The sequence below is a fragment of the Nonomuraea sp. NPDC049309 genome (assembly GCF_043196965.1).
GTDB classification, from domain to species: Bacteria; Actinomycetota; Actinomycetes; order Streptosporangiales; family Streptosporangiaceae; genus Nonomuraea; species Nonomuraea fastidiosa.
Genome location: NZ_JBICSH010000001.1, coordinates 2,876,803 through 2,894,334 on the forward strand (window position 1 = coordinate 2,876,803; position 17,532 = coordinate 2,894,334).

A 17,532-nucleotide genomic window follows, 5' to 3' on the forward strand; every position below is an offset into this window, starting at 1 on the left:
CCGGGGCGGGCGGGCCAGTACGCTGACCTCGGATCATCGCACGGGGAGGGGGCGTCACCACACCATGGCGCAGCGGCGCTTACTGGAAGGGCTCGGTGTCACGGCGGCCGAGGAGACGGCCTACCGCGCACTGCTGCGGCACGGCCCGGCCACGCTGAGCGAGCTGGGGGCGGAGACCGGCTCGTCCGCCGGCGCCATCCGCCGCATGCTGCCCAGGCTGGAGGACCTCGGCCTCGTCTCCCGGGTGGCCGGCCGCCCGCTCCGCCTGGTCGCCACGCCGCCGAGCATCGCCATCGACATCCTCGTCGCCCGCCGCCAGGAGGAGCTCACCCACAGCAGGGCCGCCGCCGCGCTGCTCGCCACCGAGGTCGCCGACCGCGGCGGGCCGCACCCCGAAGAGGTGCTCGAGGTCGTGACCGGGCGCGACGCCGTCGCCCGCCGCTACCTCCAGCTCGAACGCAACGCCACCCAGGAGCTCCTGGTGCTGGTGCACCCGCCGTACGCGGTGGACATCAGCGACGACCAGGAGAACCGCCGCCGCGCCGCCCGCCGCGGCGCGCCCGTCACGCGCGGCATCTACAGCCCGCTCGCCTTCGAGCAGCCCGGCATGCTCGCCCACACCCGCCGCGCCGTCGCCGACGGCGAGCTCGCCCGGCTCGGGCCCGTGCCCGTCAAGCTCGCCATCGCCGACGCCCAGACCGCGATACTCCCGCTGGTCTCCGACGAGGACCGGGCGGTGGAAAGCGCCCTGGTCGTGCACCCGTCGGCGCTGCTCGACGCCCTCGTCGGGCTCTTCGAGACGCTGTGGCGGGCGGCCGTGCCGCTACGGCTGTCGGAGGACGGCCTGGAGACCGAGTCCTGGCCCTCGCCGTCCGACACCGAGGTCCTCGCCCTGCTGGCGGCCGGCATGAAGGACGACGCCATCGCCCGCCAGCTCGGGCTCAGCCCTCGGACGGTGCAGCGCCGCGTCCAGGTGCTCGCCGAACGCCTCGGCGCCCGCACCCGCTTCCACGCCGGCTACCTCGCCGCCCAGCACAACCTCCTCGCCGGCGACCCCTGACACCCCGCCCGCGCCCTCGGACGGTTGCGGGCCGCTGCCCGCGCCCTCGACCGTCACGGACGCACCCGGGATGTCCCGCCAGGCGACACGCTTCTAGCCGGCTGAACTCACCCGCATGCCCGGGGTCTTCCTCCCCCCACATGCGCCGGCTCGCCGAGGTCGCGGCGATCGTGTCCGCTGCCGGAGCCACCGCTGGCCGGCTCTACCACCCGAAGGGCGACAGGTGCGCTCTGCGGGTCATCAAGGGTCTCCCGCTGCCCTACCGTACCGGCGAGACCGCGAGAAGGAACTGGCCGAGACACACGCCAAGCGTGCCGCCGAGCTGGCCGTCAAGACCGTCAAGGCGCTGACGGGCCACTGGTCGGAGCCGGACACGGCACGCCTCATGGGCCTGTCGAAGCAGCGCGTCCACCAGCTGAAGGTCAGCGCCTGGCCCTCGGCCGGCCGCTAGGTGAGGAGGAGGCCGCCGTCCACGGGGAGGGTGACGCCGGTGATGTACGACGAGGCGTCGCCGGCGAGGAAGACGGCGGCGGCCACGAGCTCGGCCGGGTCGCCGGCGCGGCCCATGATGACGCGGGCCTCCGTCATGCGTTCGAGGTAGCCCGGCTTGTACTGCTCGGTCATCTCCGAGGCGAAGAAGCCGGGCTCCAGGCAGTTGACCCGGATGCCGCGCCGCCCCGTCCACTGCTGGGCGAGGTCCCGGGTGAGGCCCGCGACGCCGGCCTTGGAGGCGCTGTAGGCGGCCTGCGGCAGGCCGGCGGTGGTCTCGCCGAGCACGCTGCCGATGTTGACGATCGACGAGCCGGGCCGCATCACCCGCGCGCACGCCTGCGCCATCCAGTACGTGCCGTTCAGGTTGACGTCGATGACCCGCCGGAACTCCTCAGGCGTCTCCCGCAGCGCGGGCACGGCGGTGCCGACCCCGGCGTTGTTGATGAGCACGTCGACCGCGCCCATGCCCTCGACGGCGGCGGCGACCAGCGCCTCGCACTCCTCGGGCTTGGACACGTCGGTCCGGACGGCCAGGCACCGGCGGCCGGTCTCCTCGACCAGCCGCCGCGTCTGCTCCAGGCGTTCGGCGCGGCGGGCGGCGATCACCACGTCGGCCCCGGCCTCGGCCAGGCCGCGGGCGAAGGCGACGCCGAGGCCCGAGGACGCGCCCGTGACGATCGCCACCTTGCCGTCGAGCCGGAATCGCTCCAGCACCACCGGCCGCCCTCCGATCGGTCTAGAGCCCGTATTCCTTCACGATGCGCTCGTGCCGCTCGACCTCGACGCCGATCTCGCGCGCCAGGTCGAGCCAGGCCAGCGGGTGGACCCAGCGCTCGGTGGCGTCGTCGAGCAGCGCGTCGACCTCGGCGGGCGTGACGTTGGGCGGCACCGCGACCCAGCCGAACACACCGGGCAGCGGCTCACCGGTGCTCGGGTGGGTGACCGTGTAGTTCTCGTCGCTGTAGACCCACATCGGCCAGCCGCGCTCGGCCATGACCTCGGTGAACTCCGCCCAGTCCTCCTCGCTCGGCGCTGCGCCGTCGAAGAAGTAGCTGGTGTAGCCGCCGGGCCGCAGCATGCGCACCGCGGCGAAGGGCGGCACGAAGTTCTGCTGCTCCTCGGGGTCTTCGGGCACCGGCTCGAGCAGCTGCGGGTCGAAGACCACGAGGTCGCCCGCGTTGTAGTCCATGCCGCGCGGCTGCGGCAGGGCGAGGCGGGCGGTGGCCGGGCCGGTGCGGATGGACAGCACCTGGCGCTGGCCGCCGTCGGGCGCGGGCAGGACGAGCCGGATGAGGCCCATCTCCTCCTCGATCGGCCCCTCGGTGGACTTGAGCGGCATGCCGATCTTGGCGGCGCCCTTGCGCACGATGTCCCAGTCTTCGGCCGAGGTGGCCATGACGATCATGCGCCAGGTGTCCTCCTCGGTGAGCTCGTCGAGCGCCTCGGCGAGCACCTGGGCGGCCCTGGCGTTCTGGTCGATCTGCTGGGCGGCGCCGGCGAGCAGGCGGCGGGCCTCGACGCCGGCCCCCGCCGCGATGGCGTGCTCGGCCGCGTCGACCGCTTCGGCCCAGCGCTCGCGGGCGCTGTGCAGGCGGGCGAGCGCGAACTGCTGGTCGGCGTGCGGCAGCATGGCGGCCATCTGCTCGAGCCGCTCGTCCTGGCGGGCCTCGATGAGCAGCGTGGTGAGGTAGGCGACGTCGTCGCCGTGAGCGCTCGCGATCTCGCCGGTGTCGACGAGCATCTTCCAGTAGATGTCGGCGCCGGCGGCGGGGTAGCCGAGGAAGCCGAGCGTGGTGGTGTGGCGGCGGGTGGCCTCGATGTCGGTGCCGGACAGCGGGGCCAGCCACTCCACCCACTTCTCGGGGTCGGCGTTGAAGCCGTCCTCGGCGTCGAAGCGGCCGACCCGCTCCTCCAGCTCCACCGGGGCGGCCGGCGGCTCGGTGGCGTCGGCGGCGGCGCGCAGCGCGGCGATGCGCTCGGCCAGGCCGTCGCTCTCGCGCAGCTCGGCGGTGCCGGACTCGGCGAGATCGGCGAGCAGCCTGGCCTGCCACACGCCCTTCCTGCCGATGGCGAGGTCGCCGCCGGACAGCGCCAGCTCGACGCGGGCGCGGTAGCCGCCCATCATGCCGAAGTAGTCGATCCACTGGCGCACGACGCGGCCGAGCTGCCAGGTGTTGGCGATCACGCCGGACGGCGCGAGCTTGCTGACCGCCTGGGTCCACTCGACCCACACGCGCGGGTGGTCGCCCACCACGTCGAGGTCGGGCAGCGCGTCGACGGACTCGGCGGTACGGCCGAGCGTGGCGAGGATCAGCGCCCTGCGCACGCCGTCGCGGTGCTCCTTGGCCACCGGGTCGTCGGGTTTGAAGCCGGATGCGGCCTGCAGCGCAGTGAGCGCGTCTTCGGCACGGCCCGCGGCCAGCAGCGCGCGGGCGCTCTCGGCGCCCAGCTCGAAGCTCGCCTCGCGGCCGGCCGCGCGCAGCCGCTCGACGGCGGACTCCGCGTAGCTGACGGCCTCGCCCGGCTTGCCGGCGTCGATGAGGGCCGCGACGTACTGCGTCACGAGGCCGGAGAAGGCCGGGTTGTCCGGGCCGACGCCCTCGATGACGGGTGCGAGCGTCTCCAGCCGCTCGGCGGCGTAGCCCGGGCCGTCGGCGTTGGCCAGCGCGATGGCCATCGCCTCGGCCGCCGCGGGGGTGGCCGGGCAGTCGCGGACGTCTTCGCGCTGAGCGAACGCCACGAGCTGCCGCGCGTCGTCGATCGCGACCGCGCCCTGGGCGCGGTCGCCGATGCGGCCCATCAGATGCCAGTAGCGGGCGTAGAACTCGAGCCAGGGCAGCTGGAGGGTCTCCGCCTGCCCGGCGATGGCCGGCGCCATGACGTCGAGCTGCGGGTATCGGCCCTCGTAAGCCTGTGCGGGAAGGTCTCCCAGCGCCATGGCGAGGCCAACGTTGCCCGCCTCGGAAAGCTGCTGCTGGGTTTCGCCGACCCAGGCCCAGATGTCCACGTCCATGGGCAGTCAGTCTGCCAGGTCAACGAGCGTGCCCAAAACGCAGAAGCTCGATCAGCTCGTCTGATTCGCCGTCGCTCATGACCGAGAACACCTCCGCCATGAGATCGTCGGTGGTCTCTTCCACGGCCGCGCGCTTCGCGATCACGTCGGGACCGGGCTTGTCATACGGTTCCGGCCACTGGAAGAACCGCGCCAGGTCCTCCCCGCTCCTCCGCCCGAAGGGGGTGGCGTCGTGGTCGGCGGCCAGCGTCGCCTCCAGGGGGTGCAGCCCGGCGGCGAGCACCGCGTTGGCGTGCAGGCCGCCGCGCAGCTCGCGGACGAGATGCATGAGCTGGACCGCCCTGGCGGGCGGGTCGTCGGGCAGCGGCACCGCCCGCCAGCCGGCGAACAGCGGCGCGCCGACGGGCGAGGCCTGCTCGACGACGGGCTCCAGCAGCTCCGCGATCCTCGCGCAGCCGTCGTAGTCGCCGAGCTTGCGCCGCGCCCACTGGTGGCAGGCGCCCGCGTACAGCTCGACGGCGCGGTCCGTGGCGAGCTTGCGCCCGCCGTTCCAGCTCTCCTCGACGTGCTCGGGAGGGAAGAAGACGGCGACCGACGTGACGACGTCGGCCGCGCACTCGCCGAGCACGCCGCAGCGGCCGCGGAAGTAGAACTCGCGCCCGCCGAGGCCGTACTCGTCACAGACGGCCTTGACCTCGCGCGAGATCATCCAGCCGCCGCCGACCTGCCCGATCGCTCCCTTGACCTGGGCCGCCGTGGTACGTGGGTGCGCCATGTCCACCTCTCAGTTCGGGGTATGGACTCAGCATCCCCTGGCAGAACATCATTCTGCAATAGTGAGTTCGCCGTGGGCGATGATCACCGCGGGCCCGGACAGGTAGCTGGTCTCCTCCTCGAGGATCACCGTCAGCGTGCCGCCCAGCACCTCGATCGTCCACGTGCCCGTGGTCTCGCCGCTCAGGGCCGCCGCCGCCACCGCCGTGGCCACCGCGCCCGTGCCGCAGGCCCGCGTCTCGCCGGAGCCGCGCTCGTAGACGCGCATGACCGCCCGGCTCGTGCCCACCGGGTTGAACAGCTCGATGTTGACCCCCGCGGGGAAGACGCCGGTGTCGAAACCGGGCTGGCGGTCGAGGTCGAGCTGGGCGACCGGGTCGCCGATCGCGCAGGCCAGGTGCGGGTTGCCCATGTCGACGTGGAGCCCGGTGTACTCCTGGCCGCACACCGTCGCCACGCTCTCGCCGTGGACGACGGGCTTGCCCATGTCGACCGTGATGTCGCCGTTCGGCTCGACGCGCACCCTGCGTACGCCGCCCCTCGTCGCCACGGCGAACTCCGTGCCGTGCGCGAGCCCGGCGTCCAGCAGGTAGCGGGAGAACACCCGCACGCCGTTGCCGCACATCTCGGCCACGCTGCCGTCGGCGTTGCGATAGTCCATGAACCACTCGGCCTGGGCCGCCTGATCGGCCACCTCCGGGCTCTGCTTCGTGGGCGCCACGCGGAGCACGCCGTCGGCTCCGATGCCGGCTCTCCTGTCGCAGATCTTCGCGACGAGCGAAGCCGATAGATCCAGCTCGCCGCTCGGATCAGGCAGGATGACGAAATCGTTCTCGGTGCCGTGCCCCTTGAGAAAGCGCATCTTAGGAGTTTATTCGGACGAGTGTCCGCCTATGAGAGCCAGGGAGCGCTCCAGAAGATCGGGGGCGTCGTACGGCAGCCAGTGCACCCTCGGGTCCCGGCGGAACCACGACTCCTGCCGGCGGGCGAAGCGCCTGGTCAGCCTGACCGTCTCGGCCTTCGCCTGCTCCTCGCTCCACTCCCCCCGCAGGAAGCGGATGACCTGGGCGTACCCCAGGGCCCTGCTCGCCGTGCGCCCCTCGGCCAGGCCCTTCCCGAGCAGCGTGCGCACCTCGTCGACCAGCCCGGCCTGCCACATGCGCTCGACCCTGCGCTCGATCCGCTCGTCGAGCACCGGCCGCGGCACCTCGATGCCGATCTGCACGCTCGGATAGACCGCCTCGTACGACGGCATCGTGGCCGAGAACGGGCGGCCGCCCGACAGCTCGATCACCTCCAGCGCCCGCACGATGCGCCGGCCGTTGCTGGGCAGGATCGCGGCGGCCGCCGCCGGGTCGCGCTCGCGCAGCCGCTCGTACAGCGGCGCCGGGCCGCGCTCGGCCAGCTCGGCCTCCAGCCTGGCCCTGATCTCCGGCTCGGTGCCGGGGAACTCCAGGTCGTCGATCGCCGCCCGCACGTACAGGCCGCTGCCGCCGACCAGCACCGGCACCTCGACGGCGTCGAAGACGGCCCTGGCCAGCTTCTGGTACTCGGCGACGCTGGCGGTGACCGTGACGTCCCAGATGTCCAGCAGGTGGTGGGGCACGCCGCGGCGCTCCTCCAACGTGAGCTTGGCCGTGCCGATGTCCATGCCGCGATAGAGCTGCATGGAGTCGGCGTTGACGCACTCACCGCCCAGCCTGAGGGCGATGTCGACGGCGAGATCGGACTTTCCTGCCGCCGTGGGGCCCACGACGGCGATCACTGGCTGCTGGCGCACACCGACAAGTCTGCTAGAGATCCAGCAAGGTCGGCTGCAGGTAGCCCTCGTGGGTCAGCAGCCACCGCTTGGTCTCCACGCCCTCGCCGCCGCTGAACCCGCCCAGCCCGTTGCCCGCGGCCACCACCCGGTGACAGGGGATGAAGATCGGGATCGGGTTGGAGCCCATGATCGAGCCGATGCCCCTGGCGGGCACGCTCGAACCGGCGAGCCTGGCCAGCTCACCGTAGGTGACGGCCGTGCCGTACGGCACCTTGTGCAGCGCCTGGAGCACCCGCAGCCGCGCGCCCGACATCAGCCGCCAGTCGATCGGCGTCGCGAACGTCGTCAGCTCCCCCGCGAAATAAGCCTTCAGCTCCTCGACGGCGAAGGCCGTACGATCCGCATCATGGACTTCCGCCAGATCGAGCCGGCCCGCGAGCCGGGCTCGGGTCCCCCAGCCCGACGCCACGAGACCGGTCTCGGTCATGGCCAGCGCGAACGCGCCCACCGGCGTGGGCAGCTCGGCGATGGCGACCGTCTCCTCGCTAGGGGTCATCGTGTCCTCACGTGAGCTCGTGGTGCTGGGGACGTCGAGCGCGGTCCCCACCCGACACCGTAACCACAACGGCTACCTGCTGCGCTGGGACGGCCAGGGCTTCCTGTTCGACCCGGGCGAGGGCACGCAGCGCCAGATGACGTACGCGGGCGTGAGCGCCAACGACGTGCACTGGATCTGCGTGACGCACTTCCACGGCGACCACTGCCTCGGCGTGCCGGGGATCGTCCAGCGGATCGCCCGCGACAAGGTACGCCATCCCGTGCGCGCCGTCTTCCCCGCCTCCGGCGCGACGTACTGGGGCAGGCTCCGCCACGCCGCCGCCTTCGCCGACACCGACGTCATCTCCGAGCACCCCGTCTCCGGCGACGTCGCCGAGGTCGCGCCGATCGTCGCGCGCCGCCTGTCGCACCCCGTCGAGTCGTACGGCTACCGCGTCCAGGAGCCGCCCGGCCGCCGCATGCTCCCCGAGAAGCTGGCCGCCCACGGCATCCGCGGCCCCGAGGTGGGCGAGCTGCAGCGCACCGGGTCCGTGCGCGGCGTCACGCTCGCCGAGTGCAGCGTGCCCAAGCCGGGCCAGAGCGCGGCGTTCGTGATGGACACCCGGCTCTGCGACGCCGTCTTCGAGCTGGCCTCGGGGGCCGACCTGCTGGTGATCGAGTCCACGTTCCTGTCGTCGGAGGCGTCCCTGGCCAAGGAGTACGGGCACCTGACGGCGTCGGACGCCGGGCAGGTGGCGGCCCAGTCGGGGGTGCGGCGGCTGGTCCTCACGCACTTCTCCGAGCGGTACGGCTTCGACGACGAGCCCGCCTTCACCGAGGAGGTGCGCAGGCACTTCGACGGTGAGGTGGTGCTCGCCAGGGATCTGATGAGGATCCCCGTCCCCAAGCGGAGGCCCGCCCCTTCGCTCGGCCGGCCGCGCTCTCAGGACAGCCAGCAGCCGGCGAAATAGCCCACCCCGTAGGGGGCGGTGGCCATGAGCAGGCGGCCCTCGTACGTCTTCCCGCCCGCCGCGCCCGCCAGCACCTGCAGGGCGGACCTGCCGCTCACCCACAGCCGGTCGGCCGCCCCCGGGTCGATCGCCGCCAGCGGCGCCGGGTCGCCCGCCGCGATCGCCGCCGCGATCAGGTCGTTGAGCGGCTCGGCCGCCTCGTCGTACCGGCCGGGCGCGCGCGGGCCCAGGCACGCCGAGCCGTCCGCCATGACCAGCAGCGCCACCCTGCCGGGGCCGCCCGCCAGCTCCTCGCCCAGCGCCGCGCACTCCTCGGGGGACGCGTCGAACGCCACGGAACGCAGCGCGTCCGGCCCGTCGCCGCCGAGCAGCAGCCGGCCGACGGTCAGCGACAGCGGCAGCACCGGCTCGCCGCCCTCCGTCGTCATGTCGATGCCCCAGGGGCGCAGGGTGCCCGCGGCGTCGCCGCCGTACGCCTCCGCCGTCTCGGCGCCGCCCACCACGACCAGCCTCTCCGGGCGGGCCTTCGCCAGGCGCGCGATCGCGTCCTCGCAGGCCGCGCGGAGGCCGGGCAGCGCGAAGACGACCAGCGGGGTCGGCGGGCAGACGGCTGCGGCGACAAGCACGCCGCCAGCGTACTCAGGCTCACCCCGCCCACCACCACCAGGACCGGCCCACCGCAGAACCCCGCGTACGGCGCACCTCCCATCCCACCCTGCACCGGTCCGCCGCAGAGCCCGTCCGCACCGGCGCACCGCCCCCAACCCCCACCACCTGAACCAGCTCACCCCCGGCACCGGCGCGCTGCCTCTCCCGGAGCAGGCCGCTTCGCGGGCGCGCGCTCGGTGGGGGCTCTGTTCGATCGGGCGCCCGGGGGCTGCCGGCTCAGAGGGGGTTGCGGCCTTCGGCCACGGCGGCCAGCAGGCCTTTCGCGTACGCCTGGGTCGCCCGGTGCACGCCGCTGCCGAAGCTGACCCTGGCCACGCCCAGCTCCGCCAGCCGGGCGGGCGGCGGGGTCCCGGGCCCGCACAGGACGTTGACCGGCCCGCCCAGCTCGCTCACCAGCGCCCGGATCTCGTCCTCGCCGTCCGCGCCGATCGGGTACACGCAGTCGGCCCCCGCCTCCAGGTAGCGCCGCCCCCGCCGTACCGCCTCCTCCAGCGAGCGCCGCTCGGACAGGTAGACGTCCACTCTTGCGTTGATCACCAGCCCCGGGCCCGCCGCCGCGCGTACCTCGGCGAGGAAGTCCGCCTGCTCGTCGGGATCGACCAGCTCGCCGGTGTCCGGCAGCGAGTCCTCCAGGTTGCAGCCGGCGGCCCCGGTGGCGAGCAGCCGTTCGGCCAGCTCGGCGGGCTTGAGCCGGTAGCCGCGCTCGAAGTCGGCGGTCACGGGCACGTCCACGGCCGCGGCCACCCGGGCGATCGCCGCCAGCATCTCCGCCACCGGCGTACGCTCGCCGTCCTCGTAACCGAGCGTGCGGGCCACGGCCGCGCTGCTGGTGGCCACCGCGGGGAACCCCGCCTCGCGCACGGCCCGCGCGGACGCGGCGTCCCAGGCGTTCGGCAGCACCAGCGGGCGTCCGGGTACGTGCAGGGCGCGCAGCTCGGATGCCTTGTCAGTCGTCATGCCGCGACCCTAGGCATCCGTACGTCCCGCGCCGAAGGTCCAGTACGCCCCAGAACCGCCGAACCACTTGCCCCAGCACCTCTGTCCTCGCCCGACCGCCGAGAGTCGCTCAGCGCCTCGTAGCCGCCCTCTGGACCGTTCCGGGACAAATGGGTCGCCCAACCCACCGACCGCGCCTGCTGAGCGATTTCAGCCTTCCGCAGCACCGTTCTGACAGCATGCTCCCAGGGGAGGACGGGCGGGGTGAGCGGGGGCCGCCGGTCGTCCCGGGCAACCGGTCCGCCGGGCAGACCGAATGAGGCGAGCAGGTGGGCCGCTCGAGCGGACCGGGCGGGCCGCACGGGCCTGGCCGGGCGGGAGGGCCGGACCTGCGGCCCGGGGGAGCCGGACGAGCAGGCCGGACGGGCCGCACGAGCCGGGACCGTGGACGGGGCCGGCCGGCCCGCCCCTGCCGACGGACTGGGGGTGCGCTCGAAGCGCCGGCCGGCGGTCGTCGAGCACTGGCCGGTCAGATGGGGCCGGCCGGCCCGCTCCTGCCGGCGGGCCGGGGGTGTGGTCGGCGGGTCAGCAGCCGCTCTTCGAGCACTGGCCGGGGACGAGGCCGGCGGGGCCGTCGGCCGGGTTGTCGGAGTCGCTGCCGTTGCCGGCGGACTGCGGCGCCTTGGTGGGGGACGAGGCGGGCTTCTTGCCGTTGGTCGACTTGTTGCCCGAGTCGTTGTTGCCCGAGTCGCCGCGGGAGGCGGTGACGTTCTCGGATCCGCTCCTGTCGCCGGACGGGTCGCCGCCGACATTGGGGTCGGCCACGTCGCCCACGCCGTCGTCGGCAGGGGCGTCGGCGGCACGGTCCTTGGCGCCGTCACCGGCGGGCTTGTCGGCGTCGGCGTCGCCCATGGTCGCCTCGTCGTCGCCCTGGAGGTCGTCGGCGGCGCTCTGGGACGTCTGCGGGCGGGCGCCGTTCTGGGGGGCGATTTCACCGTTGGCACTGGCCAGCAGGTAGCCGGCGCCACCGGCGGCGATCAGCGCGACGAGCGCAGAGGCGGCGAGGATCGTCGCCTTCTTGTGGTTCTTGGTCGATCGGTTTCTGCGCGGTCTATTCGACCCATCGAGCCGGGCGTCTCCGGGCCCGGACAGGATCTCCTGACGATCCGCCTGGTTCGGATCTTGCATGACGTTACAGCTCCCTGCGGTCGTATCGGGGAAAGCTCACCGGCTTCCGCGGGTGATGGACCACACTAGCCGCAACAGCCGAATGCTCGCACAACAATCACAAAGGAATCACGACTTGTCCCCCCAAAGATCCATTTTCCCAGGTAGCCGCGCCCACCTCGCGCCCATGGCCGGAGCCTTCGGGGTACTCGTCACCGCCATGCTGGGAATTTTCCTGGCATTCACCGACTCGCCGGAGCCATCATCGCAAACTCGGCATGGATTGGATCGGGAAACTCCGCTTTCCACAAGATCGAAATCATCTGATTCGCCACTCTCGGCGTCGATCAGAACACAAACCGCCACATCAACTCCGACGCCCGCAAATGGAGCGATCCATTCATCGCGCCGCCCGGCGTCGATCATGTTCGGCCCGCTGTCGCCGCCCTGGATCGAGGCCGTCCCGCCGTGGGACCCCGCCGCCGACCTCCTCCCGGCCTGGGACATCCCGGCCGGCACGGCCACTCCCGGCATCCCCTCGGCCGGCCCGCTGGCCTCCCCCGTCCCGCCGCCGTACGACAGGAGCCTCCCGGGCATGGCACGGCCCCTCGCGCCGCCCCACCAGAACGCGGGCCGCCCGCACGGCTCGCCGGCCCCGCAGGCGCCGCCACGGCCGCCCACGCGCCCCGCTCACGGACCCGCCCGGCCGCCCGCCGAGCCGCGGGCCATCGCTCCCGTCAGGCCCTCATCCGGGCCGCCCGCCCAGGTGACCAGGCCCGCCCGTATGTCCCCGCCCGCACGGCGTCCCGGCGTGCCCGACCCGTGTGCGACCTTCCAGGACTTCCGCCGCGGCCCCTGCTACGACGTGCTGAACCGCCTCATCCGCTGACCGCACGCGAAAGCCGACCGCACGCGAAAAGGGCGGCACCGCCAACGGGTGCCGCCCTTTTCGGAGGTACGTGAGCCGCGCGCGGGCGCCGCGTCCGGCCAGGCGAAGGCGCGCATCCGGCCCGCCGGAGAGCGTTCGCCCGGACGGAGACGCCACCCGCCGGACGCCGCCCAGGGTCCGGTCGGGCGCGACCGAGCGGGCGGCCGGGGCCGCCCAGGACGCTCGCGGTCAGTGCGCCGAGCAGCCGCCCGTCGTGGCGGGCAGCGGGGCGGGACGGCCGATGCTCGGCATGCCGAGCATCACCCCGGAGGTGCGGGGACCGCCGCCCTGGCGGGCCTCCCAGGCGTCGCCCGCGCGGGTGCGCCGGACGCCGAGCAGGGGCCCGTCGGCGACCAGGTGGTGCGGCGCCGCGTACGTGACCTCGACGGTCACCATGTCGCCGGGCCGCGGCGTCTCGTCGCCCACGGCGAAGTGCACGAGCCGGTTGTCCGGCGCGCGCCCCGACAGCCTGCGGGTGGCCTCGTCCTTGCGCCCCTCGCCCTCGGCGACCAGCACTTCGAGCGTGCGGCCCACCTGCTTCTTGTTCTCCTCCCAGGAGATCTCCTCCTGCAGGGCGACGAGCCGCTCGTACCGCTCCTGCACGACTTCCTTGGGCACCTGGTCCGGCATGGTGGCGGCGGGGGTGCCCGGCCGGATGGAGTACTGGAAGGTGAAGGCGTTGGCGAAGCGGCTCTCGCGGACGACGTCGAGGGTGGCCTGGAAGTCCTCCTCGGTCTCGCCGGGGAAGCCGACGATGATGTCGGTGGAGATGGCCGCGTCGGGCATGGCGGCGCGTACGCGCTCGATGATGCCGAGGTAGCGCTCGGCGCGGTAGGAGCGCCGCATGGCCCGCAGGATGCGGTCGGAGCCCGACTGCAACGGCATGTGGAGCTGGTGCATCACGTTGGGCGTCTCGGCCATGGCGGCGATGACGTCGTCGGTGAAGGCCGCCGGGTGAGGCGAGGTGAAGCGCACGCGTTCGAGGCCTTCGATGTCGCCGCAGGCGCGCAGCAGCTTGCCGAAGGCGAGCCGGTCGCCGAACTCCACGCCGTAGGTGTTGACGTTCTGGCCGAGCAGCGTGACCTCGAGCACGCCCTGGTCGACCAGCGCCTGCACCTCGGCGAGCACGTCGCCGGGGCGGCGGTCCTTCTCCTTGCCGCGCAGCGACGGCACGATGCAGAACGTGCAGGTGTTGTTGCAGCCGACGGAGATCGACACCCAGGCGGCATAGGGGGACTCGCGCTTGGTGGGCAGCGTCGAGGGGAAGACCTCGAGCGACTCCTTCAGCTCGACCTGCGCCTCGCCCTCGATGCGGGCCCGCTCCAGCAGCACCGGCAGCGAGCCGATGTTGTGGGTGCCGAACACGACGTCGACCCACGGCGCCCGGCGGATGATCTCGCCTTGGTCCTTCTGCGCCAGGCAGCCGCCGACCGCGATCTGCATGCGGGGGTTGCCGGCCTTGGCCGGGCGGAGGTGGCCGAGGTTGCCGTAGAGGCGGTTGTCGGCGTTCTCCCGCACGGCGCATGTGTTGAACACGACCACATCGGCCGTCTCACCGTCGGGGACGGGCACGTAGCCGGCCTCCTCCAGCAGGCCGGACAGCCGCTCGGAGTCGTGGACGTTCATCTGGCACCCGTATGTGCGCACTTCGTAGGTGCGGGCGCCCTCCTGGGTCACAGTCATGGCAGGTTCAAGGGTAGTCGCACTCGGGCTTGACAAGGCCCGTACGGTTCTAAAAGGCCAGCTTGACGGCGTGATGTGATCGGATCGGTACCGCTCGGTTAGTGCACAGCGTTCTAATGCCCTCTACGTTTTACTCCATGACGGAGAACGGCGACGCCACTCCACTGGTCCAGTTGGAGAACGTCAACAAGCACTTCGGGTCGTTGCACGTCCTGAAGAACATCAACTTGACCGTCTCTCGTGGCGAGGTTCTGGTCGTCATCGGCCCTTCGGGAGGCGGCAAGTCGACGTTGTGCCGCACGATGAACCGGTTGGAGACGATCAGCGACGGAAAGATCATTTTTGACGGCCAGGAGCTGCCGCAGGAGGGCAAGGCGCTCGCCAAGCTGCGTTCCGAAGTCGGCATGGTCTTTCAGTCGTTCAACTTGTTCGCGCACAAGACCATCAGAGAGAACGTCACTCTCGGACCGATCAAGGTGCGCGGAGTCGCCAAGGACGCCGCGGACAAGCGCGCGATGGAGCTGCTCGAACGCGTGGGCATCGCCGCTCAGGCGGACAAATATCCGGCCCAGCTTTCCGGTGGCCAGCAGCAGCGGGTCGCCATCGCCAGGGCGCTGGCCATGGACCCGAAAATGATCCTGTTCGACGAGCCGACCTCCGCGCTGGACCCGGAGATGGTCCAGGAGGTGCTCGATGTCATGATCGGGCTGGCGCGTGACGGGATGACCATGGTGGTCGTCACGCACGAGATGGGATTCGCCCGCAGGGCCGCGAACCGGGTCGTGTTCATGGCCGACGGGCAGATCGTGGAGCAGAACACTCCCGACGAGTTCTTCACCAACCCGCAGACTGACCGGGCGCGTGACTTCCTTTCGAAGATTCTCACGCACTGACTAATCAAGGCAGGGAACACATGCACATGCGTCGAATGGGAGCAGTGCTCGCGGCGGCGGCCATGGTCGCCGGCCTCGCGGCCTGTGGCGGCGATGGCGGTGGCGGCGGCGAGTACGCCACCGTCGCCGACAAGATCGCCGGTGGCGGCACCATCGTGGTCGGCACCAAGTGGGACCAGCCGAGCCTGGGCCTGAAGACGGGCGCCGAGCCCGAGGGCTTCGACGTCGACGTCGCCAAGGCCGTGCTGAAGGAGGTGGCCGGCGGCAAGGACGTGAAGATCGAGTGGAAGGAGTCGGCCTCCTCCAACCGTGAGCCGTTCCTCCAGAACGGCACGGTCGACATCATCTTCGCCACGTACTCCATCACCGAGGAGCGCAAGGGCAAGGTGACCTTCGGCGGCCCGTACGTCATCGCGCACCAGGACATCATGGTCCGCAAGGACGACACCTCGATCAACAGCCCGCAGGACCTCAAGGGCAAGAAGATCTGCAAGGCGGCGGGCTCCAACTCCTACAAGCGCATCACCGACCCGCCACCGGACGGCGAGCTCAACATCGACGCCACCACCGTCGACGCCGCCAACTACTCCGAGTGCGTGCAGAAGCTGCAGGGCTCCAACCTCGACGCGGTCACCACCGACGACCTGATCCTGGCGGGCTTCGCCAAGCAGGCCGGCGGCAACTTCAAGGTGCTCGGCCAGGGCTTCACGGATGAGAAGTACGGCGTCGGCCTGAAGAAGGGCGACACCAAGACCTGTGAGGCCGTGAACACGGCGATCAAGAAGCTGTGGGACGACGGCACCATGAAGCAGCTGCTGGACAAGTGGTTCGGCGGTATCCAGGGCCTCAACCTCTCGACGGAGGCGCCGCCGGCCGAGGGCTGCGCCTGATCTCACCAAGAGCGGCGGCCGGTGCTCCGGCCGCCGCTGCCTATGCGGTGGAGCACAATGGACGAACTCATCAAGTACGGCCCCGACCTCGCGCTCGGATTCCTGGAGAACATCAAGATCGCCCTTGTGGCCGGGGTCGCGGCCATGATTCTCGGCACGATCCTGGTGGCGATGCGGGTGTCCCCCACGCCCGTGCTGCGCACGGCCGGGACGCTCTATGTCAACGTGGTGCGTAACACCCCGCTGACGCTGGTCCTGGCCTTCTCGGCGTTGGGTCTGAGCGACAAGCTCGGCCTGGTGTTCTCCGAGACGCCGTCGACCAACTCGTTCTGGATCGTGTCGATGGGCCTGTCGGCCTACACCGCGGCCTTCGTGTGCGAGGCGCTGCGCGCCGGCGTGAACACGGTGCCGATCGGCCAGGCCGAGGCGGCCAGGGCGATCGGGCTGACGTTCATGCAGTCGCTGCGGCTGATCATCCTGCCCCAGGCCTTCCGCTCGGTCATCGCGCCGCTCGGCAGCGTGATCATTGCCATGATCAAGAACACCACGGTCGCGACGGCCGGCGGCTACCTCCTCGACTCCGCGGCGGTCATGAAGATCACCTTCGACCAGACCGGCGCGTCCATCCCGATCTTCATCGGCCTCGTCCTGGCGTTCATGGCGCTGACGATGCCGATCGGCTTCTTCACCGGGTGGCTGGCCCGGCGGCTGGCGGTGGCCCGATGAGCACCTCCGTACTCTTCGACGCTCCCGGACCGCGTGGCCGGGTGCGCAACCACGCGCTCACCGTGATCAGCGTGGTCGCGGTGGCCGCCGTCCTGTACGGCGTGTACCGCGGTTTCGACGCCAAGGACCAGTTCGACGGCAAGATCTGGGCGCCGTTCCTGGAGTGGAAGACCTGGGAGGTCTACATCATTCCGGGCCTGATCGGCACGCTGCGCGCGGCGGGCGTGGCCGCGGTGCTGGCGCTGGCGTTCGGCGCGATCTTCGGCCTGGCCCGGCTCTCCGACCACGCGTGGATCCGCATCCCCGCGGGCATCGTGGTCGAGGTCTTCCGGGCGATCCCGCTGCTGCTGCTGATCTTCTTCCTCTTCTACCTGGCGCCCACGCTGTTCGGCGGCGGCGACTACGCGTTCATCTCCGTCGTGCTCGGCCTCATGTTCTACAACGGCTCGGTGCTCGCCGAGGTCGTCAGGGCGGGCGTGCACGCGGTGCCCAGGGGGCAGTCGGAGGCGGCGTACGCGATCGGCATGCGCAAGAACCAGGTGATGCGGCTGGTGCTGCTGCCGCAGGCCATCACGGCGATGATGCCGGCGATCGTCAGCCAGCTCGTGGTGCTGCTGAAGGACACCGCGCTCGGCTACATCATCGCCTACGTCGACCTGCTCAACACCGGCTTCAAGATCCTGCCGGCCGCGCTCTTCGGCACGCTGATCCCGGCGGCGATCGTCATCGGCGTCATCTACGTCGCCCTGAACCTGGCGCTCAGCTACCTGGCCACCTGGCTGGAGCGGCGCAGCCGGCGCAGCCGCAAGACGGGGGCGGCCCCCGTGACCGCGCCCGGCGCCGCCGAGGTGGGTGTCGCCGCGGGCCAGGGCACCGAGGGCGGTGGCATGGCCCCCGACCGTCCCGTGGAGTGACACAGAGACCCTTCCTGGAGCCCCCGGTGAGCGCCTCGCCGGGGGCTCTGCCTTTTCCCGGGTTCCAGAGATGCCCAAGAAAGCGTCACGCCGCTTCTGTCCGGTTTCGGGCGGGTT

General features: G+C 71.9%; 19 protein-coding genes. 8 read left to right on the plus strand and 11 right to left on the minus strand.

Annotated features, from left to right (window positions below; genetic code table 11):
• The first annotated feature begins 64 nt into the window (after positions 1–64).
• Positions 65–1,060 carry a helix-turn-helix domain-containing protein gene (locus ACGFIM_RS12720; RefSeq protein ID WP_393199033.1) on the plus strand — a complete coding sequence of 332 codons (996 nt, stop codon included), beginning with the start codon at positions 65–67 and terminating at the stop codon, positions 1,058–1,060.
• Positions 1,061–1,283: 223 nt separating this feature from the next.
• Positions 1,284–1,511: a hypothetical protein gene (locus ACGFIM_RS12725; protein ID WP_393199036.1), complete on the plus strand. Its 228-nt coding sequence runs from the start codon at positions 1,284–1,286 to the stop codon at positions 1,509–1,511.
• On the opposite strand, the gene ACGFIM_RS12730 is transcribed toward ACGFIM_RS12725, so the two are convergent.
• The 6 genes from ACGFIM_RS12730 to ACGFIM_RS12755 are packed head-to-tail and all read right to left on the minus strand — an operon-like array spanning position 1,508 to position 7,657.
• Positions 1,508–2,266 carry an SDR family NAD(P)-dependent oxidoreductase gene (locus ACGFIM_RS12730; protein WP_393199039.1) on the minus strand — a complete coding sequence of 253 codons (759 nt, stop codon included), beginning with the start codon at positions 2,264–2,266 and terminating at the stop codon, positions 1,508–1,510. The genes ACGFIM_RS12725 and ACGFIM_RS12730 overlap by 4 nt on opposite strands.
• Positions 2,267–2,288: 22 nt before the next feature.
• Positions 2,289–4,565, minus strand: a complete 2,277-nt coding sequence (locus ACGFIM_RS12735) for a tetratricopeptide repeat protein (protein ID WP_393199042.1) — start codon at positions 4,563–4,565, stop codon at positions 2,289–2,291.
• A gap of 19 nt (positions 4,566–4,584) precedes the next feature.
• Positions 4,585–5,340, minus strand: a complete 756-nt coding sequence (locus ACGFIM_RS12740) for a hypothetical protein (RefSeq protein WP_393199045.1) — start codon at positions 5,338–5,340, stop codon at positions 4,585–4,587.
• Positions 5,341–5,388: 48 nt separating this feature from the next.
• Positions 5,389–6,201 (minus strand): diaminopimelate epimerase, encoded by an 813-nt coding sequence (gene dapF / locus ACGFIM_RS12745; protein WP_393199048.1) that lies wholly within the window; start codon positions 6,199–6,201, stop codon positions 5,389–5,391.
• A 9-nt stretch (positions 6,202–6,210) separates the two neighbouring features.
• Positions 6,211–7,119, minus strand: coding sequence for a tRNA (adenosine(37)-N6)-dimethylallyltransferase MiaA (gene miaA / locus ACGFIM_RS12750; RefSeq protein WP_393199051.1), 909 nt, complete (start codon positions 7,117–7,119; stop codon positions 6,211–6,213).
• A 13-nt stretch (positions 7,120–7,132) separates the two neighbouring features.
• Positions 7,133–7,657, minus strand: coding sequence for a methylated-DNA--[protein]-cysteine S-methyltransferase (locus tag ACGFIM_RS12755; RefSeq protein ID WP_393199056.1), 525 nt, complete (start codon positions 7,655–7,657; stop codon positions 7,133–7,135).
• Between the two features lies 1 nt (position 7,658).
• Here ACGFIM_RS12755 and ACGFIM_RS12760 point away from each other — a divergent pair, with 1 nt between their 5' ends.
• Positions 7,659–8,609, plus strand: coding sequence for a ribonuclease Z (locus tag ACGFIM_RS12760; protein ID WP_393199059.1), 951 nt, complete (start codon positions 7,659–7,661; stop codon positions 8,607–8,609).
• Here the strand turns inward: ACGFIM_RS12760 and ACGFIM_RS12765 are convergent.
• The 4 genes from ACGFIM_RS12765 to ACGFIM_RS12780 form a co-directional block, all read right to left on the minus strand.
• Positions 8,582–9,235: a hypothetical protein gene (locus ACGFIM_RS12765; protein WP_393199062.1), complete on the minus strand. Its 654-nt coding sequence runs from the start codon at positions 9,233–9,235 to the stop codon at positions 8,582–8,584. The genes ACGFIM_RS12760 and ACGFIM_RS12765 overlap by 28 nt on opposite strands.
• 259 nt (positions 9,236–9,494) lie before the next feature.
• Positions 9,495–10,235: an isocitrate lyase/phosphoenolpyruvate mutase family protein gene (locus tag ACGFIM_RS12770; RefSeq protein ID WP_393199065.1), complete on the minus strand. Its 741-nt coding sequence runs from the start codon at positions 10,233–10,235 to the stop codon at positions 9,495–9,497.
• Positions 10,236–10,799: 564 nt separating this feature from the next.
• A complete protein-coding gene (locus ACGFIM_RS12775; protein ID WP_393199068.1) occupies positions 10,800–11,402 on the minus strand; it encodes a hypothetical protein in 603 nt (200 codons plus the stop codon).
• Between the two features lie 108 nt (positions 11,403–11,510).
• Positions 11,511–11,807 (minus strand): hypothetical protein, encoded by a 297-nt coding sequence (locus tag ACGFIM_RS12780; protein WP_393199071.1) that lies wholly within the window; start codon positions 11,805–11,807, stop codon positions 11,511–11,513.
• Between ACGFIM_RS12780 and ACGFIM_RS12785 the strand changes: the two genes are divergently transcribed.
• On the plus strand, positions 11,806–12,270 hold the full coding sequence (locus ACGFIM_RS12785) for a hypothetical protein (protein ID WP_393199074.1): 465 nt from the start codon (positions 11,806–11,808) through the stop codon (positions 12,268–12,270). The genes ACGFIM_RS12780 and ACGFIM_RS12785 overlap by 2 nt on opposite strands.
• Positions 12,271–12,498: 228 nt before the next feature.
• Here the strand turns inward: ACGFIM_RS12785 and miaB are convergent, their stop codons facing one another.
• Positions 12,499–13,992: a tRNA (N6-isopentenyl adenosine(37)-C2)-methylthiotransferase MiaB gene (gene miaB, locus ACGFIM_RS12790; RefSeq protein ID WP_393199077.1), complete on the minus strand. Its 1,494-nt coding sequence runs from the start codon at positions 13,990–13,992 to the stop codon at positions 12,499–12,501.
• A 137-nt stretch (positions 13,993–14,129) separates the two neighbouring features.
• On the opposite strand from miaB, the gene ACGFIM_RS12795 reads away from it, so the two are divergent.
• Genes ACGFIM_RS12795 through ACGFIM_RS12810 form a run of 4 tightly spaced genes read left to right on the plus strand, consistent with a single transcriptional unit; the run spans position 14,130 to position 17,415 of the window.
• Positions 14,130–14,885 carry an amino acid ABC transporter ATP-binding protein gene (locus tag ACGFIM_RS12795; RefSeq protein ID WP_364057206.1) on the plus strand — a complete coding sequence of 252 codons (756 nt, stop codon included), beginning with the start codon at positions 14,130–14,132 and terminating at the stop codon, positions 14,883–14,885.
• A gap of 20 nt (positions 14,886–14,905) precedes the next feature.
• Complete coding sequence (locus ACGFIM_RS12800) at positions 14,906–15,775, plus strand: glutamate ABC transporter substrate-binding protein (protein ID WP_393199080.1); 870 nt, start codon at positions 14,906–14,908, stop codon at positions 15,773–15,775.
• Positions 15,776–15,832: 57 nt separating this feature from the next.
• Positions 15,833–16,501, plus strand: a complete 669-nt coding sequence (locus ACGFIM_RS12805; protein WP_393199083.1) for an amino acid ABC transporter permease — start codon at positions 15,833–15,835, stop codon at positions 16,499–16,501.
• On the plus strand, positions 16,498–17,415 hold the full coding sequence (locus ACGFIM_RS12810; RefSeq protein WP_393199086.1) for an amino acid ABC transporter permease: 918 nt from the start codon (positions 16,498–16,500) through the stop codon (positions 17,413–17,415). Before ACGFIM_RS12805 ends, ACGFIM_RS12810 begins: the two co-directional genes overlap by 4 nt.
• The last annotated feature ends 117 nt before the right edge of the window (positions 17,416–17,532 follow it).